The 22,946-nt window shown below is 67.8% G+C and carries 15 protein-coding genes and 1 pseudogene; 12 read left to right on the top strand and 4 right to left on the bottom strand.

The features are described from left to right. Window positions 1–1,771, bottom strand: a pseudogene (locus VD972_RS01130) (DUF3372 domain-containing protein); the annotation flags it as partial. A gap of 395 nt (window positions 1,772–2,166) precedes the next feature. Here VD972_RS01130 and VD972_RS01135 point away from each other — a divergent pair. The 10 genes from VD972_RS01135 to VD972_RS01180 all read left to right on the top strand — a co-directional run bounded on the left by VD972_RS01135 (window position 2,167) and on the right by VD972_RS01180 (window position 14,793). Then, window positions 2,167–2,604: a hypothetical protein gene (locus VD972_RS01135; protein WP_324979432.1), complete on the top strand. Its 438-nt coding sequence runs from the start codon at window positions 2,167–2,169 to the stop codon at window positions 2,602–2,604. 240 nt (window positions 2,605–2,844) lie between these two features. Beyond that, window positions 2,845–4,401 carry an alpha-amylase family glycosyl hydrolase gene (locus VD972_RS01140; protein ID WP_324979436.1) on the top strand — a complete coding sequence of 519 codons (1,557 nt, stop codon included), beginning with the start codon at window positions 2,845–2,847 and terminating at the stop codon, window positions 4,399–4,401. A 21-nt stretch (window positions 4,402–4,422) separates the two neighbouring features. Next, window positions 4,423–5,517, top strand: a complete 1,095-nt coding sequence (locus VD972_RS01145) for a sn-glycerol-3-phosphate ABC transporter ATP-binding protein UgpC (protein ID WP_324979439.1) — start codon at window positions 4,423–4,425, stop codon at window positions 5,515–5,517. A gap of 20 nt (window positions 5,518–5,537) precedes the next feature. Beyond that, complete coding sequence (locus VD972_RS01150) at window positions 5,538–6,764, top strand: extracellular solute-binding protein (RefSeq protein ID WP_324979441.1); 1,227 nt, start codon at window positions 5,538–5,540, stop codon at window positions 6,762–6,764. A 106-nt stretch (window positions 6,765–6,870) separates the two neighbouring features. After that, window positions 6,871–8,838: a sugar ABC transporter permease gene (locus VD972_RS01155; protein ID WP_324979443.1), complete on the top strand. Its 1,968-nt coding sequence runs from the start codon at window positions 6,871–6,873 to the stop codon at window positions 8,836–8,838. Further along, entirely contained in the window at window positions 8,838–9,716 is an 879-nt protein-coding gene (locus tag VD972_RS01160) for a sugar ABC transporter permease (protein WP_324979445.1), read from the top strand. The genes VD972_RS01155 and VD972_RS01160 overlap by 1 nt, the downstream gene beginning before the upstream one ends. A gap of 25 nt (window positions 9,717–9,741) precedes the next feature. Next, window positions 9,742–10,557 (top strand): glucodextranase DOMON-like domain-containing protein, encoded by an 816-nt coding sequence (locus tag VD972_RS01165; protein WP_324979448.1) that lies wholly within the window; start codon window positions 9,742–9,744, stop codon window positions 10,555–10,557. 90 nt (window positions 10,558–10,647) lie between these two features. Continuing rightward, window positions 10,648–12,843, top strand: a complete 2,196-nt coding sequence (locus tag VD972_RS01170; RefSeq protein ID WP_324979452.1) for a hypothetical protein — start codon at window positions 10,648–10,650, stop codon at window positions 12,841–12,843. An 84-nt stretch (window positions 12,844–12,927) separates the two neighbouring features. Next, window positions 12,928–13,911 (top strand): glucodextranase DOMON-like domain-containing protein, encoded by a 984-nt coding sequence (locus VD972_RS01175; RefSeq protein ID WP_324979455.1) that lies wholly within the window; start codon window positions 12,928–12,930, stop codon window positions 13,909–13,911. A 372-nt stretch (window positions 13,912–14,283) separates the two neighbouring features. Beyond that, entirely contained in the window at window positions 14,284–14,793 is a 510-nt protein-coding gene (locus VD972_RS01180; protein ID WP_324979458.1) for an Rpn family recombination-promoting nuclease/putative transposase, read from the top strand. A gap of 108 nt (window positions 14,794–14,901) precedes the next feature. Here VD972_RS01180 and VD972_RS01185 read toward each other — a convergent pair whose 3' ends face one another. Continuing rightward, window positions 14,902–16,593 (bottom strand): alpha-amylase family glycosyl hydrolase, encoded by a 1,692-nt coding sequence (locus VD972_RS01185; RefSeq protein WP_324979461.1) that lies wholly within the window; start codon window positions 16,591–16,593, stop codon window positions 14,902–14,904. 45 nt (window positions 16,594–16,638) lie between these two features. Continuing rightward, window positions 16,639–19,857, bottom strand: coding sequence for a TIGR02266 family protein (locus VD972_RS01190; RefSeq protein WP_324979463.1), 3,219 nt, complete (start codon window positions 19,855–19,857; stop codon window positions 16,639–16,641). 168 nt (window positions 19,858–20,025) lie between these two features. Here VD972_RS01190 and VD972_RS01195 point away from each other — a divergent pair, with 168 nt between their 5' ends. Continuing rightward, window positions 20,026–21,159 (top strand): hypothetical protein, encoded by a 1,134-nt coding sequence (locus VD972_RS01195; RefSeq protein ID WP_324979466.1) that lies wholly within the window; start codon window positions 20,026–20,028, stop codon window positions 21,157–21,159. Between the two features lie 12 nt (window positions 21,160–21,171). Here the strand turns inward: VD972_RS01195 and VD972_RS01200 are convergent, their stop codons facing one another. Then, window positions 21,172–22,002 carry a DUF1684 domain-containing protein gene (locus VD972_RS01200; protein ID WP_324979487.1) on the bottom strand — a complete coding sequence of 277 codons (831 nt, stop codon included), beginning with the start codon at window positions 22,000–22,002 and terminating at the stop codon, window positions 21,172–21,174. Between the two features lie 283 nt (window positions 22,003–22,285). Between VD972_RS01200 and VD972_RS01205 the strand changes: the two genes are divergently transcribed. Then, complete coding sequence (locus VD972_RS01205) at window positions 22,286–22,630, top strand: PilZ domain-containing protein (protein ID WP_324979469.1); 345 nt, start codon at window positions 22,286–22,288, stop codon at window positions 22,628–22,630. The last annotated feature ends 316 nt before the right edge of the window (window positions 22,631–22,946 follow it).

The following is a 22,946-nucleotide window of genomic DNA, read 5'->3' on the forward strand; positions in this document are numbered from 1 at the left end:
AGTGGTACGGGTCATAGCCCCAGTTGAAGCCGTCCGCGTCCCGGACCGCGTTGACCGCGGCCTGCTGCTGCTCCGAGTCTGGCGGCAGCGACGCGAGATCTCCCGTCGGCTCCTGGTGCTCGGCGCGGTTCTCGTTGATGGTGGCGATGTCGAACACGGGCAGCAGGTGGACGTGCGTCACACCCGCCGTGGCCAGCTTCTTCAGGTGCTTGGTGCCGTTGGTGTCACGGGTGAAGGCCTTGAAGGTGCCCCGCTCGGGCTCCGGAACCGTGGCGTCGTGGATGCTGAAGTCGCGCACGTGCAGCTCGTAGAGGACGATGTCCTCGGGCGCCGCCAGCGCCGGCTTCTCGACCGTGGCCCACCCCGACGGGGCGAGGGCCGGGTCGTCCAGATCGATGATCTGGCTGCGCGTGCTGTTGGTGGACAGGCTCACCGCGTACGGGTCCGTGACGCGGTTGGTCTTCACCGCCAGCTCCTTGCGGACATAGACGTCCACCTCATAGAGGTAGAACTTGCCCTTCCACGAGGCGTTGCCGGTGGCAAACCACACGCCCTTGTCCCCGGCCTGCATCGTGACCGTCTCGGACGGATCGGCGGCCGTCGAGCTGTCGAACACCAGCAGCGACACCTTGCGCGCCGTGGGGGCCCAGACACGGAGCGTGGGCACGCCCTCCGTGTCGAAGGACGCACCCAGCGGGCCCGTGTACGTGTAGAGCACATCCAGCACGCCGGCGAGCTGGACGGAGGTGGCGTCCAGCACCTTCCCCGTGGTCGAGGTGAGCGAGACGGCAATCTGTCCCTCGAGGATCTCCTCCACCTTGCTCTGCTCGGCCGCGGGGATCTTCAGCGCGAGGGCATCGGACAGGTGCGGGAAGCGCTGCTTCAGCGCGCTGCTCAGGCCCGCGGGATCCTGCTCCAGCGTGAAGGCAGTGCCTCCCTGGATGCCAGTGTCGGTCAGCCGCATGGCTCCGTCAGGCTGGTAGTGCAGCCGGAGGGTCGCACCCGTGGGGATGACGTCGACCTGCGGGATCCACGCCAGCGTGTCCGGCGCCACCCAGTGCGCCCGCGCCAGGTTGATGTCACCCGTGGCCGCATTTGCCGGACGGATGGTCACCCTCTTGGTGGTGGAGTTCCAGGTGAACACCACCTCCTCGCCCACCTCCGTGACGACGAAGGGGATGTCATTGCCGCTCGCATCTCCGTAGGCCCCGTCCCAGCTCTCGTTGAGGGCCACCTTCGCCCGGTAGTTCAGGCGGATGTCCGGGTCCGGGTCATTGGGGTCATTGGGCGGGATCGCCGTGGTCTTGAAGACGAAGATGCCGTCCCCGTCCGAATCCTGGAGCCAGGACCGCAGGCAGCCCGGCTGCCAGTTGCCAGGGCAGCCCAGCTTGCTCTGGAAGTTGCCGGGCGCCACTGCGATCTTGGCCACGTTGTCGCGGACGTAATGGCTCGTGGGATCGAAGTAGAACGTCACCGGCCCGGTGGCCGCCTGGGTCAGCGTGAGCGCCGCGGCGGGGTACGTCTCCGTGAGCGCGCCGTCGATGGCCACCTTGTACTGCCAGGTGCCGGCCGGGACATTGAAGCTCTTCTGCCACACGCCGTCGTCCGCCTCGAGCGTGAGCTGGGTGGCGGTACACGTGGGATCATTGTCGGCCGGACAGCCGGCCTCGCTCTGGAAGTCACCCACGACCGTCACGGTGGTGGGCGCCGCGACGGCGGCCAGCGGGACGAGGACGGCGGCCAGCAGCGCACTGAGCGCAAGCGGGCGCACCTGTAACGGGAAACGAACTGGGACTCTCAGGACACACCTCCGGGGGTTGAAAGGCACTAGCGACTAGCGACGGCGCGCGTGGCTCGCGACGAAATGGCACGAGGCCCGGGCCCGGCGCGGCATCACGGCGACGCAGCCTAGCAGGGTGAGGGAAGCAGGCGTCCAGGCCTCCTCTCGCTGCGCCTCCTTTCCCAGGGACCCGCCAGGTCGCTTCATGAGTCGAAACGCGAAATCCTGGAGTGATTTTGCCTCGCCTGCTCCGCGAGGGACGGAGCCGGCCCACGCCGCGCTCCCCGGGTGCCTCCGGAGAGAGCCGGGGTTGCGAGGTGCCGAGTTGCATCGCCACCGTGCCCCTTGGATGGGCGGAGCGTTCCGCCGAACGAGGGTGACCGAGCATGAAGAGACTGATCATCGCAGCGGCGGCGTTGGGCGCGGCGTGCCTGTTGGGTTGCAGGACGGACACGGCCGTGGGGGCCTCCTCCTCCGAGGTGTCCTCGCCGGTGCGCGTGGCCCAGAACCCGGACATCGCCCGAGGAGACCGAGGGCCGCTCATCCCCGGAACCGTGGTCGCCGACTACAAGGATACGCTCGTCGTCAGGGACGACGAGGGCTTCGAGCGCTCGCTGCGCGTCGATGAGCAGACGCTGTACAAGGACCGGGAGGGGGACCTCGTCGCCCGCGAGTACCTGGCGCCCGGCGCCCAGGTGCGCACCTCGTTCGACTACAACGACAAGGAGCGCATCGCTCGCGAAGTCGTCATCGTGAATGCCACCAACCAGTGCGAGCCGAACGCCTGGCCCGAGGAGCCCACGCCCTACCGCCGCGACCCATGAGGTAGGAGGACTCGGGCACACGGAGGGCGTCGGCTGCGCCCTCCACGCACTGCGTCAGACTCCGCGTCGTAGCTCCGTTTCACTCGGGAAATAACGACGCGGCGCATCATGAATGGCACATGACGGACCCGACCGGAGAGGTTCGCTGACTCGCCCGAGACAGTTCACCTCTCTGGCATTCTGTGAAACAGTCGCGCCGCGATGCAGGCCCCCCAGCTCCTCAGCCTGGCCATTGAGCGCATGCGTCATGCACCCTTGACGCTGCTGCTCGCACTCCACCTGCTGAGTTGCACCCACACGCCGGCGCAGCCCGACGCGCCGCCCGCCCCGGCGAGTCCTCCCGCCGCCGTCGTCGCGCAACCTCCGGCGTCGCCGCCCGCGCCCACCGTGCCGCCGCGCAGCTGGGCCGACGAGATCCTCTACTTCGTCGTCGTGGATCGCTTCGCGGATGGGGAGCCGGCCACCAACGTCGCCGTGGACACCGCCGCGCAGGGCGCCTTCCACGGTGGGGACCTGAAGGGCCTCCGCCAGCAGCTGGACGAGCTGAGCTCGCTGGGCGTGACGGCGCTGTGGATCACCCCCGTGGTGAAGAACATCGACAGCTTCGTCACCGGCGCCGGCTTCCCGGACTGGGGCTATCACGGCTACTGGGCGGACGACTTCCACAAGCTGGATCCGCGCTTCGGCACCGAGGAGGACCTGCGCGCCCTGGTGGACGAGGCCCACCGGCGCGGCATCCGCGTGCTGCTGGACGTGGTCTACAACCACCCTGGCTACAACTCGCGCTACCTGACGAACCCGCAGACGAAGGCCTGGCTGCGCTCGGAGGATCGGGGCACCTGCGGCCAGGATGATCTGACGAGCTGCGTCTCCGGCCTGCCGGACTTCAAGACGGAGCTGCCCGAGGTGGCCAAGTACCTGCTGGACGCGCAGCTGGACTGGGCGAAGCGCTCCGGGGTGGACGGCTTCCGGCTGGACACGGTGAAGCACGTGGATCACCCCTTCTGGAAGGAGCACCGCCGCCGCCTCCGCGAGGAGGTGCGCAAGGACTTCTTCCTGCTCGGCGAGGTGTGGGGCGGAGATGCCGACGTGCTGGACCCGTGGTTCGCCGGGGACGAGATGGACGCCGGCTTCGACTTTGGCTTCCAGGGCAACTCCATCGCCTTCGTGCTGGGGCGTGGCCGCACCATCGCCTTCGACAAGTACCTCAAGTCCCGCGCCAAGGTGCGCCCCGGCTACCTGCTGGCGCACTTCCTGTCCTCGCATGACGTGCCGGGCGCGCTGCACCAGCTCGAGGGAGACGTGAAGCGCTTCCGCCTGGCGGCCGTGCTCCAGCTCACCAGCTCCGGCATCCCCACCATCTACTACGGTGAGGAGGTCGCCCGCCCCGGCGGAGACTGGCCCGCCAACCGCAGCGACATGCCCTGGGGGGCGCGCGACATCAAGCCCGGCGCCGGCAAGCCCCGCGACGAGGACCTGCGCAAGCTCTACCAGAAGCTCACCTCCATCCGCCGCGCGCATCCGGCGCTCTCTCGCGGCACGCACCAGGGGCTGTCCACGGACGGAGACCTCTATGTGTTCCTGCGCCACGACGCGGAGTCTGGCGACGCGGTGATGGTGGCGATCAATCGCGGGCAGCAGCCGGCGAAGGTGTCCCTGCCTTGGCCTGCTCCTTGGGGCGCAACGGTGGCGGAGGACTTGCTGAACGGGGGCCGGCTGGAGGGCCCCACCCTGGAGCTCGCCGTCGAGCCGCTCGGGGCGCGCATCCTGGGAAGAATCCACACCCAAAAACCCTGACTCACGGGGGCGAGGGATCTGATGGCCGCAGTGACGTTCAAAGACGTGGCGAAGCGATACGGCGCGGTCTCGATCATCGAGGGGCTCAACCTCGACATCCGGGATCGCGAGTTCCTGGTGCTGGTGGGGCCCTCCGGGTGCGGCAAGTCCACCGCCCTGCGGATGATCGCCGGACTGGAGGAGATCACCGGAGGCACGGTGGCCATCGGCGATCGGGTGGTGAACGACCTGCCCCCCAAGGAGCGGGACGTCGCCATGGTCTTCCAGAACTACGCCCTCTACCCGCACATGTCCGTTCGGGAGAACCTCGAGTTCGGCCTGAAGATCCGCAAGACGCCCAAGCCGGACATGGACAAGCTGGTGAACGAGGCGGCGGACATCCTCGACATCACCCACCTGCTGGATCGCAAGCCCAAGCAGCTGTCCGGTGGCCAGCGCCAGCGCGTGGCCCTGGGCCGCGCCATCGTCCGCAAGCCGGCCGTCTTCCTCTTCGACGAGCCGCTCTCCAACCTGGACGCCAAGCTGCGCGTGGCCATGCGCGCGGAGATCAAGAAGCTCCAGCAGCGCCTCCAGGTCACCGCCGTCTACGTGACGCACGACCAGATCGAGGCGATGACCATGGGGCACCGCATCGCGGTGCTGAAAGAGGGCAAGCTGCAGCAGCTCGGAACGCCTCTCGAAGTCTACGAGCGTCCCGCCAACATCTTCGTGGCCCAGTTCATCGGCAGCCCGCCCATGAACTTCCTGGAGGCCACCCTGGACGCCAACGGCACCGCCCTGGTGGGCCAGGGCTTCACCCTGCCGGTGCCCCAGAGCCTGCGCCCGGTGACGGCGGGCAAGGGCGGCAGGAAGATCAAGGTCGGCATCCGGCCGGACCACATCTTCCAGCCCGGCCAGGCCGTCCGTGGCGAGCCCGCGAAGCTGGAGGCGAAGGTCGAGATCGTCGAGCCGATGGGCAACGAGCTCATCGTCCACTCGCGGCTGGGTGAGTACGGCATCGTCTTCCGCATGCCCCCGCAGAACACCCCCGAGACCGGCGCGACGCTCCCCGTCGTGGTGGAGCTGGACTCGCTGCACCTCTTCGACGCCGAAACCGAGCAACGCCTCACCGCCTGATTTCCCGGAGCCTCAAGCCCATGAAGAACCTGCGACTGCTGATCGCGGCCGTCTGCCTCTGCGCGCTCGGCCTGCTGCCCCTGACCGCCGCCGCCGCCGAGACGGAGATCGTCCTCTGGCACTCCTACCGCGCCGAAGAGAAGTCCGCGCTGGAGAAGGTGGTGGCCGAGTACAACAAGGCCAACGCTGGCAAGGCGAAGGTGACGACGCTGGCCGTCCCTTATGACGCGTTCGCGGACAAGATCACCGCCACCGTGCCTCGCGGCAAGGGGCCGGATCTCTTCATCTTCGCGCAGGACCGCCTGGGCGGCTGGATCGAGGCCGGCAACACCATCGAGCCCATCGACTTCTTCCTGGATGACACGCTCAAGAAGCGCTTCATCCCCACGACGATGCAGGCGATGACGTACCGGGGCACCGTGTACGGGCTGCCGCTGAACTACAAGAACATCGCGCTCATCTACAACAAGAAGCTGGTGCCCACGCCGCCCAAGACCTCGGGCGAGCTGGTGGCCATGAGCAAGAAGCTCACCGACAAGAAGGCCGGGCGCTTCGGGCTCGCCTACTCGTACGGCGACTTCTACTACCACGCGGCGCTGATGAACGGCTTCGGCGGCGGCGTGTTCGACGCCAAGTTCAACCCCACCCTCAACTCGAAGGAGAACGTGCAGTCCATCGACCACCTGCTCAAGTGGATCGACAAGGATGGCATCCTCCCCGCCGAGCCCTCCACGGCCCTCATCACCTCGCTCTTCAATGACGGCAAGGCGGCCATGGTGTTCTCCGGCCCGTGGTTCCTGGGCGAGATTGCCAAGGGCATCGACTACGGCATCTCCCCCCTGCCCACGCTGGACGAGGCGGGCGGCAAGCCCATGCGCCCGTGGATGACGGTGGAGGGCGTGTACGTGACGGCGCCCTCGAAGAACAAGGAGGCGGCCTTCGAGGTCGCCAAGTTCCTCACCGAGGCGGCCTCCGCCAAGGTGCTGGCGCTGGAGGGCCGCCAGAGCCCGGCCAACGCCGAGGTCTACAACGACGCCCAGGTCTCCAAGGATCCGCAGCTCAAGGCCTTCCGTGATCAGGTGGAGGTGGCGGTGCCCATGCCCAACGTGCCGGAGATGACCATGGTCTGGTCGCCGGCCACCACGGCCATGAACGCCATCCTGAAGAAGGCCTCCACCCCGAAGGCCGCCCTCGAGAAGGCGCAGCAGCAGGTGGCCAAGGACGTCGCGGGACTCCGCAAGAAGTGAGCAGCGCCTCGTCCCAACCCACCCCGGGCGGCGCTCCAGGCAGCTCCGCCCTCCTGCTCCCGCCTCACGCGGCGCCCAGTCCTCCCTCCCCGCAGCAGGCTCCTCTGTGAATCCTCCCCAGAAGACTCCTCCCAGCCTGCGGCGGCCACGCGTGCTGGTGGGACTGGCCCTCTCGCTCGGCCTGGGGCTGGCGCTCGCCTACGGCCTGCTGGACCGGGCGCGTGAGGACGCCGCCATCGAGCGCGAGCAGCGCCGCAACCTCATCTCCCTGAATGCGCTGGCGGATCTCGCGCAGCGCGCGGGAGGCAGCGGTAACAGGGTGCGCGCCGTCGTGGAGGCCACGAAGGATCAGCTCCCCCCGGGGAGCTCCGTGCGCGTCATCGCCTTCTCCGGCATCAAGCTGGAGGCCTCCACCTTTCCGGAGGATCAGGGGGACAAAGCCGCGCCGCGGCGACTGGCGCGCGAGGAGAAGAGCCTCTACGACCGCGGGCAGCGGCTGCGCGCCGCGGTGGAGACGAACCGCGAGGAGGGCAACGCCCGCAAGCCGGAGATTGAGATCGAGCTGCTGCCCACGGGTGGGCGGCTGTTCTCCGCGCCGGTGGAGGTGGACGGGGCAGTGGTGGGCATGGTGGACCTGGCCACGGTGCCGCTGCCCACGCTGGAGCGGCCTGGGCTGGGGCCGGTGCTGCTGGCCTTCTTCGGGCCGATGCTGGTGCTGCTGGCGGCAGCGCTCTTCCTCCGGCTGCAGCGCCAGTGGCACCTTGTGGCCGTAGCGGCGGGGGTCTTCCTGGTGGGCCTGGGGGGCTACGCCCGCTACTCCATGAGCTCCCTCGAGGACGGGGTGCGCGGCTCGCAGGGCGCGGTGGAGGACCACCTGCGCGCCATCGCCGAGCGCGGCCGCGCGGTGATCACCGCGCAGAGCCTCGCGGCCGAGCCGGCGCTCCAGCCGGACGCCTGGGACACGAACCTGTTCCGCAAGCCGCTCGGGCTGCTCACCGCTCAGGGCACGGTGAACGAGGCCGTGGTCACCCAGCGCGTGGAGGAGCTGCAGGGCCAGGCCTCCCGTGCCTTCGTCCTGCTGCGCGTGCTGGGGCTGGCGCTGCTGCTCTTCATCGGCCTGGGCGCGCTGCACCGCTTCGTCGCCACGGTGGTGGAGCACCGCGAGGCCTACTCCTACATCATGCCGGCCATGGTGGGGATGGTAGTGCTCGTCTTCTTCCCCTTCATCTACGGCATCACCCTCTCCTTCACGGACGCCAACCTCTACAACACCAACCAGCCCCTCACGGACATCTGGATCGGCCTGCGCAACTACGCGGAGATCCTCGGGGACTTCAACATCGCCCGGCAGGGCGACGGCGGCGTCTGGGTCTTCAACTACCTGAACTTCTACTGGACGCTCTTCTTCACGGTGGTGTGGACGATCACCAACGTGACCATTGGCGTGTCGGTGGGCCTGGTGCTGGCGCTCATCCTCAACACGCCCAAGCTGGCGCTGCGGCCCATCTACCGGGTGCTCCTCATCCTGCCGTGGGCCATGCCCAACTACATCACCGCGCTCATCTGGAAGGGCATGTTCCACCAGCAGTTCGGCGTGGTGAACCACGTCATCCGCATGTTCGGCGGGCAGGGGCTGTCCTGGTTCGAGTCCCCCTTCACCTCGTACCTCACCGCGCTGGCCACCAACGGCTGGCTGAGCTTCCCCTTCATGATGGTGGTGTCGCTGGGCGCGCTGCAGTCCATCCCCATGGAGCTCTACGAGGCGGCGCGCGTGGACGGGGCCAGCCGCTGGCAGCAGTTCGTGTCCATCACCCTGCCCTCGCTCAAGCCCGCGCTGGTGCCCGCCATCATCCTGTCCGTGGTGTGGACCTTCAACATGTTCAACATCATCTTCCTGGTGACGGAAGGTGAGCCGGGCAACTCCACGGAGATCCTCGTGACCCAGGCGTATAAGTACGCCTTCCAGCGCTACCGCTACGGCTACGCGGCGGCGTACTCCACCGTCATCTTCGGCATCCTGCTGCTCTACAGCGTGGTGCAGAACCGGCTCTCGCGCGCCACGGAGGCAGCCTGATGGCCACGCGACGCGAGGGCGTGCCGCACCTGCCGCTCCATGTGCTGCTGGTGCTCTTCACCCTCTTCACCATCTACCCGATCCTCTGGGTCGTCACGATCGCCTTCTCCGGCCGGCAGAACCTGGCCATCGCCACGCTGCCGCCGGAGCCCACCTGGGTGGACAGGCTGCGCGCCATCACCCCGTGGCCCGAGGTCTGGTCCCTCTCCAACTTCAGCTCGGTGATGACGGACCAGCCCTTCGCGAAGTGGATGCTCAACAGCGCCATCATCGCCGCGGGCACCACCGTGGTGGGCGTCTTCCTGGCCTGCACCGCGGCCTACGCCTTCAGCCGCTTCAAGTTCCCCGGCCAGCGCACGGGCATGATGGCCTTCCTGGTGTCCCAGATGTTCCCGGGCACCCTCATGCTCATCCCCCTCTTCATCATCCTGGTGCAGTGGCTGGGGCTGGGCAGCTCGCGGCTGGGCCTCATCGTCGTCTACGCCACCACCTCCATCCCCTTCAGCGTGTGGATGCTCAAGGGCTACTTCGACACCATCCCCAGGGACTTGGAGGAGGCCGCCCTCATGGAGGGTGCCTCGGTAGGCAAGATTTTCTGGAGCATCATCCTTCCCCTGGCTAAGCCGGCCGTGGCGGTGACAGCGCTGTTTTCTTTCATGACTGCCTGGAATGAGTTCATCCTCGCGGCTACTTTCATGGATCAGGAGGCCATGTACACGGCGCCCGTGGGGCTGCGCTTCTTCGTCGGCGGCTTCTCACAACAGTGGGGCTACTTCGCCGCCGGCTCCATCATCGTCTCCATCCCCGTGGTGTTCCTGTTCCTGTTCCTCCAGAAGTACCTCGTGTCCGGCCTCACCGCCGGAAGCGTGAAAGGTTGAAGTCGTTTCCCAAGGAGAAGCCGTCATGAAGACCCGTCTCGCAAGCCTCACTCTGGCCGCCTCGCTGCTCAGCCTCCCCGCCTTTGCCGATGGCAAGGTCACCCTGAAGGATCCGTCCGGAGACGACAACGGCCCGGGCACCTACAAGTACCCGACGGACACCGTCTACAAGAAGGGCTCGTTCGACCTGACCGAGGCCTCCATCGAGAAGAAGGGCAACAAGGTGGACTTCAACCTCACCTTGGCCACCAACCTCGAGGACCCGTGGCGCATGGGCAAGGGGTTCGCCACGCAGATGATCTTCATCTTCATCGACACGGACGGCAAGGAGGGCAGCGGCCACACGGACAGCCCGCCGGGCCTCAACGTCCAGTTCGCCCCGGCGTCCGCCTGGGAGAAGCTCGTCATCCTCTCGCCGCAGGAGACTGCGCGTGTGAAGAAGGAGATCGAGACCAAGGCCGCGGGCCTCAAGGGCGACATCGTGGTTCCCGACCGCACCAAGGGCGCCGGCAAGAAGATCAGCGCCAGCGTGGACGCCTCCCTCCTGGGCGCCGGCGATCCCAGCCAGTGGGGCATCCAGGTGGTGGTGCAGTCCAACGAGGGCTTCCCCGCCGGCAACGATCTGCTCACGCGCAAGGTGAACGAGTACGAGGGCCAGCACCGGTTCGGCGGTGGCCATGACGGCGAGTGCGATCCGCACGCCATCGACTTGCTGGCCGGCAGCGCCAAGGGTGACCCCTCCGAGGTGAAGGCGCAGCACGAGATGCTCAAGTACGAGTGTGCCGAGGACGGCAGCGCCAAGCAGAAGGCCACGCTCACGATGGTGCGCCAGAGCAAGTAACGCGGTACTGAGTCACAAGGACACGGCTGGACTGCCGCGGGGGCTGTCTCCCCGCGGCGCTCCGTCCGGCCATGAGGAGGGGTTCACATCATGTCGAAGAAGTTCCTGCGGAGGAGCGCGCTGGCGCTCGCCGCGACCGCTACCCTGCTGCTCGCGGCGCCCGCCATTGCCCAGGACGCGCCCAAGCTGCAGATCGGCGGCACGACGTACACCAAGTGGCTCTGGGGCAACCAGCGCCACCAGGGCGCCCTGTACAACTTCACCACCATCCCCGGTGAGGGCTATGGCGACAACGGCCAGGGCACCGAGCTCGAGCTGCTGCTCAACGCCCGGCTCTCCAGCCAGGTCGAGGTGAAGGGGCGCATCCACAGCCGCTTCAGCCAGAACTTCTGGACGAACTTCGGTGGCTTCGGCGGCAACCCGAACGCCGACTGCGTGGCCGGCAACTGCGGCGAGTTCGATCCGCGCTCCAACCAGTACATCAAGCTGCGCGGCGTGGCCGTGGTGCTCACGCCGGGCTACCTGGTGGACTCGGCCACCATCGGCGCCAATGACTTCGGCCAGTTCGACCCATACGTCATCGGCCGCATCCGCTACATCGATCGTGACAACGCGCATGGCATCCTCCTCCAGGGCTCGGGTTTTGACCGGAAGCTCACATGGGATGCCACCCGCATCAGCCTGCCGCGGCTGTGGGCCGGTCCGTCCTTCAGCACCGGCCTGTTCCACGCGTCGGACGCGGCCTACGGCTTCCAGACGAAGTGGTCGCTGAGCGACGCGCTCGATGTGGGCGGCATCTTCACCTACGTGCACGACGCCGAGCTCGCGCCTGCGGCCGCGGACCACAATGTGGACAACGGACGCGACCTGACGCCGCGTTTCCGCAATGGCGTGGGCGGCATGAAGGCGGGCCTGCGGGTGAGCGACAAGGTGGACATCCGCGGCGCGCTCTACCACTCGTACTCCAACGCGGACCCGGTGCTCACGACCCCGGGGTTCAACTTCGACACCGGCTTCTCGCCGTCACCGGTCGGCCGGCGCGAGGACAACTCGTACCGGGTGGATGTGACGCTCAGCGACCCGCTGGACATCGGCCTCTCGGTGAACCTGCAGGGCTTCAGCATCGGCGCGGACTACGTGGCCATCATGGCGGCGCGGCGTGAGTCGGACGTGCTGCTCACCGAGGGCCATGATCCGAGCTTTGCCTTCCCAGGTCCCTCCAACGCCGCGTATGGCGTCTTCCAGAACAACCTCTCGAAGATCGGCTATGGCGGGTGGACGAGCGAGGCCCAGCAGGTGGCGACGGTCAACGTGGACAACGAGTTCACTGACTTCGATGAGCCCTTCGCGGAGACGGCCATCGGCTGGAAGGGCATCACCGTGAACCCGGTGTACGGCAACGGGAACCTGGATCTGTCCGGCGAGTACTCGTTCATCACCTACGATACCAACTGGCAGGCTTTCGGAGACCCGACCACCTCCATCACCAACACGCCGTACCCGGTGGCGGAGCTGGACACGGGCGTCGGCCACAACTTCCGCTCCGCTTACCAGCCCTTCCAGGACAAACGCACGCACATCGCGGTGCTCAAGGCTCGCTACGTGCTGGACTTCGCCAAGGGCATCGACATCTTCGGCAAGGCCAAGTTCATCCATGAGTCGGACAAGCGCATGAACGACGCGCGCTTCCTGCCGTACCAGGCGGGTGCCTGCCCTGGGGGTGGGCAGCCTTGTGCGGATCAGAAGAACGAGTACTCCCCGGGGCTGTCGACGGCAGACACCTTTGGCAACCCGAGCGTCGTCACCGTGGGAGACCAGACGGGGTACCAGTGGAAGCCCTTCGACAGCCTGTCAGATGACGATCGGCTGCTGCGCTACTACGCCTTCACGGCTGGGGCGGGCTATCAACTGTCGGACGACCTGTACGCCTCGGTGAGCTACACGAAGTACCTGGCGGATCTGTTCGACGGCAACACAGCCCTCCAAGGGTACAACCGCCACGAGATGGCCTCGGGCTTCCACAACAAGAACTCGGTGGTGGTGCGGGCCAAGTACATCCTGGCGGGCGTGGAGTTCGGCCTGGAGGGCCAGTACGCGTTCGGCACCTTCGATCCGGACTTCGGCTCGGGCTTCGTGCCGCAGGTGGCGGACGAGCAGACCTCCCTGAACCACAACGTGCCGGAAGGCTCGCTGGGCTTCCGCAACCGCTTCACGGGCTGGAACAGCCTGGAGACGCGGGAGTTCGACCACATGCGTATGAAGGCCTTCATGAAGGCGCAGTTCTAGGCAGCCCCTCGCTTCTTGCTCGAGACGGGCCCGGCGCGCAGCGACGCTCGCCGGGCCTCTCTTTTTCCATGGAGTCCCCTCCCCATGCCTCTGCTCCGCCGCTCCCTCCTGCTGCTCGCACTGGGGGGCGTGCTGACCAGCGCCTGCCTCTCCCGAGGCACCCGCGGCGCTACCCCGCTGTTCACCCTCGCGGATCCGCGTGGGGACGATCACGGAGATGGGGATCTGCGCTATCCGCTGCGCGATGACATGCCCCGGGGCTCGCTGGACCTGCTGCTGCTCGTCGCGTACCCCGAGGACAACGGCACGCGATTCGAGGCCACCTTCGCCCGCCCCATCGTCAACCCGCAGGCCGGGCGGACGGTGGACATTGCCGGAGAGACGCAGGCGCAGCGGGCGCGGTTCGGCTTCTACACCTTCAACCTGGATCTCTACGTGGACACGGACGGGGTGCCGGGCTCGGGCCGCACGGAGACGCTGCCCGGCCGCAACCTCACGCTGGCGCCCGGCAGTGCTTGGGAGAAGGTCCTCCTGCTGACTCCGCGGCCCTATGACGCGCGGGACCAGTTGCGGGGGCAGTGGCTGCAGGCGGCGCGCGAGGAGCGGCAGCGCCAGCAGGGCCCGCTGGGCGAGGCGGCGCAGCAGGAGGTGGAGGCGGCGGTGGAGCGGGAGCTGGCGACACGGGTGTTCCTGCCCACGCGCGTCCGCGTTACTGGAGCCACGGTGGAGTTCTTCGTGCCGAATGACTTCTTCGGGGGTTCGCCTCGGCCGGAGTGGGGCTATGCGCTCGCGGCGACGGGGGCCTTCATCGAGAACAAGGTGAACCTGTCGTCGCTGTTCGGGAAGGAGGGCCCGCAGGGGTTGATGGTGCTGCCCATCGCGCCAGGGGACTCGAAGGAGCGGTTTGGCGGCGGGCGACTGGGAGATCCAAGCCAGTCACCTGTGGTGGACCTGATGGTGCCCGAGGGAGTCACTCAGGAGCAGGTGCTGGCGCCGAACGGGCCCCCGTGGCCAGCGGTGGTGCCGGCTGGCTCCCCGGCTCCATCTCCATCAAAGAGCGGCGAATGAGCTCCCAGAGACTCTGGAGCCGCGCCCGAGAACGCTTGCCACCCCAGACGCTGCTCCCGTTGGTGTGGGAACAGCCAGCGGTAGGTAGAACACCCGTGGGCGCTCCTCGTCGCCGGCGCTGGACACAAACCTGTCAGACAAGCAGACAGGTTTGGAGAAAGCTCAGCGGGCCGGAGCCCTCTCGTGGACTGAGGCGCTGACCGCAGCAGTTCCACCTCGCGGAGGAGCGTCCCTGAGGGCGGACTCACCATCCACAGAGCGAGACTCCCAACGGCGTCCATGCGCTTGGGGCTCCTTCCTGCGCGCTCGGAACAGCAGGGCCTGTTCCTCGCTCCGCGGAGTTGGCACACGGCGTGCTGAGCAGCCCTCCGCATGCCGGGCCCTCATGACTTGTTCGTGCGCTACACCTTCGACCACCCCGAGCGGGCGGCGGCGGAGCTGCGCGCCGTGTTGCCGCCGGAGGTGGTCGCCCAGGTGGACTGGAGCAGTCTGCGCCGCGAGGTGGGAAGCGTGGTGGACGCGGAGCTCAGAGAGCGCCAGAGCGACCTGCTGTTCTCGGCCCGGCTCCATGGGGGACAGCCGCTGCTGCTCTACCTGCTGCTGGAACACCCGTCGTCGGTGGACAAGTGGATGGCGTTCCGGATGCTGCGGTACGTGATGCGGCAACTGGAGCGCTGGCATCAGCAGCACCCAGAGAGCGAGAAGCTGCCGGTCATCCTCCCGGTGGTGATGTACCACGGGCCGGAGGGACATTGGACGGCAGCGCTGCGGATGGAGGATCTGTTCCATCTGCCTGGCGAAGCGCTCGGGCCGAACCGAAAAACTGGCTGCGCTGCTGGAGGGCTGGCGTCCGGTGCTTGCCGAAGTGCTGCTCTCTCCTGAAGGACTGGAAGATCTGCGAGCTGCAGCACACTACCTGTACAGGGTGGGGGCCGAGGGAGCGCTGCGTCGCGGACCTGGGAGACCTCGAGAGGAACGGGTAGCCCCGCTTCACGGCTTCAGGCGCCAGATGCCCGTGGCTCGCGGTGGCAGGTTCGCCTGCCAGCCGCTCGCGGTCTTCGAGAGCGCTGAGACGTTGCTGTCGGCGAAGAGGACCTCGGGCGTGGAGCCCGCAATGTCGAACGGGCCCGCGGACACGCTGTACTCCGTGACGTTGTGCACCACCAGCACCCGCTCCTCCCCCAGCGTGCGCACGAAGGAGAGCATGGCCTGCGTCCCCTGGGTGGGACTGAGGAGCTTGAGCCCTCCACGGCTCAGCGCCTCCGAGGCGTGGCGGGCCTGGATGAGCGCTCGGTAGCGCGAGAGCAGGGAGCCGGTCGCGTTCGTCTGCGCGACCACGTTGCGTCCCGCCGTGTGCCCTGGCGAGAAGCCGAACCACGGCGTGCCCGTGGTGAAGCCACCGCCCCCCGTGTCATCCCACGGCATGGGCGTGCGCTTGGCCTCGTCATTGTTCGCGGTGCCGTTGGCCAGCCCCAGCTCCTCGCCGTAGTAGAGGAAGGGCGCCCCTGGCAGGGTGAGCAACAGGGCCGCCGCATTGGACAACCTTCCCGCGTTCCCACCGAGCTGCGTTGCCACGCGCACCATGTCGTGGTTGGTGAGGAAGGGCGCGTCACTCACACCGGCCGGGTACACGCTCGCCATCTCCGCCAGCTTGGCCGCGATGGGTGCGGCGTTGCCCGCGTTGAGCCCCGCGAGGATCTGCTCCGAGAGCCCGAAGTTGAAGTTGAGCGGCAGCTCATCCCCACCCGGCACATCCTTCGTCGAGCCGTAGTAGGTGGCGACGATGGGGGTGGTGCTCCAGTTCTCACCCACGAGCACCGCGTCCGGCCTCACCTGCCGCACGTGCGCGGCGAGCTCCTTCCAGAAGGCGTGCGTCTCGGGAGTGTCGGCCTGCCCCAAGCCCGCCCCCGTCTCGATCAGGTAGCGCGCGGCATCCAGACGGAACCCATCCGCGCCCCGCTCCAGCCACAGCGAGGCCAGGCGCTTCATCTCCGCCCGCAGCTCCGGGTTCTGCATGTTCAAGTCCGGCATCCCGCCCCAGAACACGCCGTAGTAGTAGGCCCCGCCGCGCGCGTGCCACGTGGGGGTGTTGGAGAACTGGCTCCAGGGCTGCTTCCAGCCCGGATCCTGGCCCTTCCACACGTACCAGCCCCGCTTCGACGAGGCCGGTGAGGAGGAGGACTCCACGAACCACGGGTGGTCCACCCCCGAGTGGTTGATGACGAAGTCGAGGATGACGCGCATCCCCCGCCGGTGGGCCTCGGCGCACAGGAGCTCGAAGTCCTCCAGCGTGCCGTAGTCCGGCTCGATGCGCTCGTAATCCACGACGTCGTAGCCGTGGTAGCTGGGCGAGTCGAACACCGGCATCAGCCACAGCGCATCCACGCCCAGATCCTGTTGGGTGTTCGGGTCCCCGTCGTTGAGGTAGTCCAGGCGCGAGATGAGACCCTTCAGGTCCCCCTTCCCGTCTCCGTTCGAGTCCTGGAAGCTGCGGACGAAGAGCTCGTAGAAGACGGCCTTGCGGTACCACTCGCTGCCGGCCGCGGGAGCGATCTCGACCGTGGGGTTCTGGGGGTCCGGCTTGTTCCCGGGAGGCTGCGGGCCAGGGCCGCCACCGGAGCTCGAGCCACAGGCCACCCCGGTCATGACAAGGACGAGCAGCGAGGCATGGAGACGCGTCATACCCACCGTCTACCAGCACCGCTCCCGTACGAGCCAGTGGGGGCCTCAGGACCTGCCCACCACCTTCTTGAGGAAGCTCCAGAAGCGGCCCGCGCGCTCGCGCAGATCCGCGCCACGCCGCTCCTCGGCCGCGCGCGCCGCGCTCGCGTCCACATTGAGCTGCTGGGCCAGCTGATCCGGCGTGTAGCGCGTGGCCAGCGTCGCCCGTACGGACTTGCGCGTCTGGTACTCGCGCGCCTCCACGAACAGCACGCACTCCGCGTCCATCTTGATCGTCACCGCCACCCGCACCGCGCCCTTGGGCCCCTTCGGCAGCCCCTCCATCCGCACGGTGCCCAGGTACTCGTTGGCGGAGATGTGGTTGTCCTCGCCCTGGAAGATGGACAGCTCCAGCACCTCCTCGTTGTCCCGAGACGTGGACACCGCGAACGAGCGCTGCGCTGGCAGCGGCGTGTTGCGCTCGATGACGCGCTGGAAGGAACCGCCCGGCATCGCCAGGCCGATGGTCATCGGCAGCACGTCGATGAGCACCACGCTGCTCACCTTGTCCACCGCCGTCGAGTACAGCGCCGCGCCCAGCGCCACCGCCTCGTCCGCGTTCACGCTGGAGTGCGCCGACTTGCCGAACAGCGCCTTGATCTTCTCGCGCACCAGCGGCATGCGCGCCTGGCCGCCCACGAGGATGATGTCGTCGATGTCGCTCGGCTTCAGCCGCGCGTCCAGGAGCACGTCCCGCACCACATCCAGCGTGCGCGTCACCAGGCCCTCGCAGATGCGCTCCAGGTCCGCGCGCGTCATCGTGAAGTTGAGATCTCGCTGACGGCCGATGTCGTCCGTCATCAGCATGGGGATGTGGACCTCGTAGTGCTGGCGCTCGGAGAGGGCGATCTTCGCGCGCTCGGCCGCATCGCTCACGCGCGACAGGGCGACGCCGTCCCCCTGGAAGGGCACGTTCTCCAGCTGCTGGAAGCGCTCCAGCAGGAAGTCGACGATGGCGTTGTCGAAGTCGAGGCCGCCCAGGAAGATGTCGCCGCCCGTGGCCAGCACCTCGAAGACGTTCTTCTCGATGCGCAGGATCGTCGCGTCGAAGGTGCCGCCGCCCAGGTCGTACACCAGCACGCGCTTGTTCATCTCGCGGTTGAGGCCATAGGCCAGCGCCGCGGAGGTGGGCTCGTTGAGGATGCGCTCGACCTTCAGGCCGGCCAGCGCGCCGGACTTGCGCACCGCCTCGCGCTGCGGCTCGGAGTAGTAGGCGGGCACCGTCACCACCGCCCGCTCCACCTTCTGGCCGAGGTGCTGCTCGGCCATCTCCTTGCATTCCTTGAGGATGAGGCCCTGCACCTCCTCCAGCGAGAGCACCCGGTCGGCGATGCGCACCGCCGCGCGGCCCAGCGCATCAGGGACGATCTCGTAGTGGAAGCGCTCGCGGACCTGCTTCACCACGGCGCTCTCGTAGGGACGGCCGACGATCCGCTTCGCGCCGTAGATCGTCTGCGTGGGGCGCATGACGAGCTGGCTCTTCGCGCGGTGGCTCACGAGCAGCTTGCCCTGAGAGCTGATCGAGATGACCGAGGGGATGGTGTTGTAGCCCTCCTTCGACCGCAGCACCATGGGCCGGCCACCGGACATGATGGCCACGCACGAGTTGGTGGTCCCCAGATCGATGCCGATCACCGGCCCCGTGGCCTGAGCTGGCACCTGCGGCTGGAGGAAGACCGTCGGCGGCAGGGCCGTCTTGCTGGGAGGCTCGGGCCTGGGAGCTGGAGGCGGCGGGGCACTCGCCGGCGGCGGGGCGGGAGCACGTGGCGCCTCCGCACGGGCCTCGGGAGCGCTGGCACCGGGCGCAGGTGCCGGAAACGCGCGGGGGGGCGCCGCCATGGGCTGCGCGGGCGAGGGCACCGAAGGAAGCGGCGGCGCACTCCTGGGAGGCTTGGCCTTGCGGCGGCTCGGCTGACCCGGCTTGTCGACGTCAATGTCCTCGCCACTGCCCAGATCCAGATCGAACTCCACGCCCTTGCCGGGCTTGAAGTCCGGGGAGTCCGACTGGTTCACCAGCTTCGAGGATCCCAGGCCCAGATCGACATCGAAGCTCAGGTCTGGGCTGGCAGGTGCAGGCGCAGCAGGTGCAGCAGCCGCGGCGGGAGGAGGCGCCGGAGGCCGAGCCTGGGGCTGCGGCGCAGCCGGAGGAGGCGCCACGGGCTGAGCCTGCGCCCCGGCCGCGGGGATTGCCGGGAAGACGCCCGCGGGGCGAGACGGCACTGCTTGAGCGGCGGCTGGCGGAGGTGGAGGCGCCACGGGACGGGTGGGTGCTGCCTGCGCGACGGGAGGCAGGGGCATTCCGGAGACGACGGGAGGAGCCTCGATCTCCTCCAGCGGCATCCCCACGGCCACTGGCAGGTCCCCGCCCAGCGACTCCATCTCGAAGTCGATGTCGGGCATGGGCTCATCGAGGACCTCGAACTTCACCTCGGGCACCGGAGTGGGGGTGGGGGCGGCCAGGATCAGATCATCGACAGCGATGTCCACGTCACCGGTCCCGGGAGGCGGCACCGCCAGGGGCACCGGAGTCGGCGCAAAGGGCGGGGCGGAAGCCGGAGACGCGCCAGGGCTCCCGAGCGGCGAGCCGAGATCCGCGAGATCATCGAGGAGCGCTCCCAGGTCAGCGCTCTCCTCCATCCGCTCTTCGGCCAGGATGAGACTCGCCGAGAACTCCTCCGCCGCGCTCTTCGAGGACGAGCCCTCGGGCTGCCCCTTCGGAGTCAGTGGCACCGGCGCGACAGAGGGCGCGATGGCCGGCAGCCTCGAGGCAGTGACCCTCTTGCCGACCCGGTCCAGCATCCCCTTGGCCAGCATCTCCCGCTCCAGCGCGGCGGCATCGACGGAAGGCTCTGGCTCGGACGCGGCCGATGCGCTCTGCGCCTCAGCCGCCTCCTTGTTGAGCTGCAGCATCCGGTCGATGAGCGCCTGGGTGAGCGGGTCCAGTTCCTGGAACTGGAGGCCCATGCCCGGAGGGCCCTCTTCGTTGGCGGTCTCCCGCACCCAGCGCACCACGGCCGTGCCGCGCAGCACCCGGACACCGCCGGCGATCTGCACCTCGAACTTCACGAGCGTGCCCAGCGCTTGCGGCGTGCGCGAGCGAATGAACATCCCGCCAGGGCTCAAGTTGGTGGCGAACTCCTCAGCGAAGCTCCCCACATCCGAGTGCTTGAGCTTCACCAGCAGACCCACGGCCTTCCGGTCTGTCGCGCGCCGCCCCTGTTCCATGATCAGAACTGTCGCGGCTCCGATGCCTCCGGCTCAAGCTCTTATTGCGCCACTGTCTGCTTGCCTGGACACACTCCCATGCGTGTAGGCACATACCTCACCCAGCACTCCCACCCACCCCATGGCATCCTTGACGCGCCTGCCCTGGACGCGAGACAGGAGCCTTGAATGAACGCTGCCTCCGTGGCTGCCACCGCGCCGCTGCGCACCGGCTGGCTCGTCGATCGCCGCCATGATCTGCTCTCGACGGTGGGAGGGCTGGCCGCGAGCCTCGTGCTGCTGGGCCTTCACCTCGGGGTGGGCGTGAGCGGGCTGGTGCTGTGGTGGGCCTGGGTGCTGGCGCTGGATGGGCCGCACATCTTCGCCACCCTCTCGAGGACCTACCTGGACCGTCGGGAGCGTGCGGCGCGGCGCTGGCTGCTGCTGGGAAGCCTGGGGTGGTTCGCCGCCGGGCCGCTCGCCTTCAGCGTGTCCGTCCTGCTGGGAAGGAGGCTGCCGTTCGATCTCTTCCTCGCCTTCACCAACGTCTGGGCCTACTGGCACGTGGTGCGCCAGCACTACGGGGTGATGACGCTCTACCAGCGGAAGAGCAAGGACACCCTCCCGGTGGACCGGCGGGTGGACAGCCTCACGCTGTACGTGGGGCTGCTGGCGCCCTTCGTCGCCTTCGCCCTCACCCACCCGGTGGCGCGCCGGCTCCTCGGGCTGAGCCCGCAGCCAGGGCCGGAGGCGCTCGTGGCCCAGATCTGCTGGGCCGCAACGGCCGCGGTGGTGGCACTCTTCGCCGCGCGGCAGCTCCAGCGGTGGCGCGCGGGCCTCGGCATCCACACGCCCAAGGTGCTGCTGCTGGCAGCGGCGCTCGGGCTGAGCGTGCTCCTCTTCCTGCCCGAGGTGACGCGCCGGATGGAGGTCCTCATGGTCGCCGTGGTGGTGACGGCGTTCCACAACGTCCAGTACCACGGCATCGTCTGGTTCTATCACCGCAACCGCTACCACGGCCCCAGCGTGGATCCCTCCGCCTTCGGGCTCGCCCCGCGCATCAGCGGGCGCTTCCTCGTCTACGTCGCGTGTGGCGTGGCCTTCACCCTGCTCTACCGCGCGCTCGGCTGCGGCTTCGGAGTGCACCCCGGCTGCGGCACCTTCGACACCAAGCTGATGCTTGGCGCGGGGCTCTCCCTGAGGGACCTGGCCTCGGGCTTCATCTGGGGCTTCGCCCTCCACCACTACTACCTGGATCAGAAGATCTGGCGCGTGAGCCGCGACGCCGGCCTCCACCGGGACCTGAAGCTCTCAGCGGTGTGAGCGTGCACCGGCTCAGTGATCGCCGGCGCGCTTCTCTCCTGCCTCCACGCGCACCTTGAGCCGGTTCTGCGACGGCGGCAGCGGGCACGTGGCGAACGCGGTGAAGGCGCACGGCGGGTTGTAGGCCCGGTTGAAGTCCAGCACCACCTTCCCGTCCTTGGGCAGGCCCGTATAGAGGAAGCGGCCTGCGCCGTAGGTCTCATCGCGGTTGGTCAGGTCTGCGAAGATGAAGAAGAGCTGGTCGGACCCAGGCTCCACCACGGGCGCGAGCCGGTACTCCTTTCCTCCCAAGGTGAAGGCGACGGTGCCCGGGGACACCATCTCCTCCACCTCGCCCAGCACGTTGGGGACGGAGATCTTCCGCTCGGTGGTGGCGGGCTCGAAGCGCCCCTCCACACGCCAGGCGGCACTCGGCGCGTAGGTGGGGATGCCGTGGAACGCCTTGCGCGTCGCCGCCTCCGAGTCCTTCACCCGCACACCCAGCCGCTCGCCGCGGCGGATCAGGAAGAAGCGCACCGAGCCCAGCGCCAGCGTGTCCGGCTTGCCGTCGGCATCACTGCGCAGCGCGCCCCCCGTGAAGGGCTTCCCCTCCAGGGTGAGGGAGCTCCCCGGCTCAAGGACGAGGCTTACCGTGTAGCCCTTGCGGGTGAAGGTGCCCGCACGGGCGGGAAAGGCGGCCGGGAAGACCAGGTCATTGTCCGGGGCCGACCCGAAGCGGTTGGCACCCTCGTCCAGCCAGTGCAGGCCCACCAGCGTGAGCCAGCCATCCTCCGAGGTCAGCCGGGCGACGCGATCGGCGTGCCACGCACGGGTCTCAGCTTCAATTCCAGCGGGAGCGCTCATAGGTTGGGCGAGGGCCGTGAACCCCAGGGACAAGAGGAGCAGAGGACTCCATTTCATAGGCGCCAATCTGCCAGCCCCCGCCTCGGCATTAAATGTATGCATACAGTCCCAAAGCACATACACTGCAAAGAAAGCTCCTTCCTACACTCACTGACAAGCCCGTCCGCAATACATGAGTGGCAATGTGAACCTGACCAGCTGGCTGCCCTACGGTATGATTCCCGCATATTGTTTGGGTTCCTGTCCCTGCGGGTGCCTGGGCAGCGCTTGAGGAGGCCATACCGTGTCCTTCGACAACGAGCGGCGTCGACACCGGCGGTATCCCCTGCGACTGGCCATCAAGCTTCACTGCGGCGGCGAGGTGCTGGACGCCGACATCATCAACGCCTCGGCGAGCGGCTGCCTGTTGCTGTCCCAGGAGCCCCTGGAGCCGGGGCAGCTCATCGAGGCGAGCATCCCCGAGCTGCTGATTCCCCGGACCCGGCTGCACATCCTCCGCTGCCAGGCGACGCGCACGGGGTACGTGGTCGCTGCGAACTTCGATGCGGCGATGAACGATGAGTCCCCCATCGCGTGGCTGTCGGATGAGCAACAGACGGGGCCCGCAGGGCCGCGCTGGCTGAACTGACACTCCTTTCAGCTCCCCGAAGATCCCAAAGAGAGCCCTCGGCTCAATCTTGGATAGAACCCTCTGAGTAGGGCTCTCCACCTCGTTCTTTGGGCGGTGGGAGCTGTTGACTACCCCTGGGTCAATTCTTCCCAATGAGTCACAACCCACCCACCCCCGTTAATCTTGCTTGTTTTTTGCTGAGACTGAAACTTAACGAGATCTAAGAGAGACCCCTTGCCAAAGAATCTCGTAGGGTAGAGATTTTTTTACCCAATCCATTTGACCTAAACGAAAAAAATGCGCTACAAACACACACGTCGGACGCAATCTGGGG

Origin of the sequence: Hyalangium sp., from assembly GCF_035629615.1 — a bacterium.
In the GTDB taxonomy this organism is placed as follows: Bacteria; Myxococcota; Myxococcia; order Myxococcales; family Myxococcaceae; genus Hyalangium.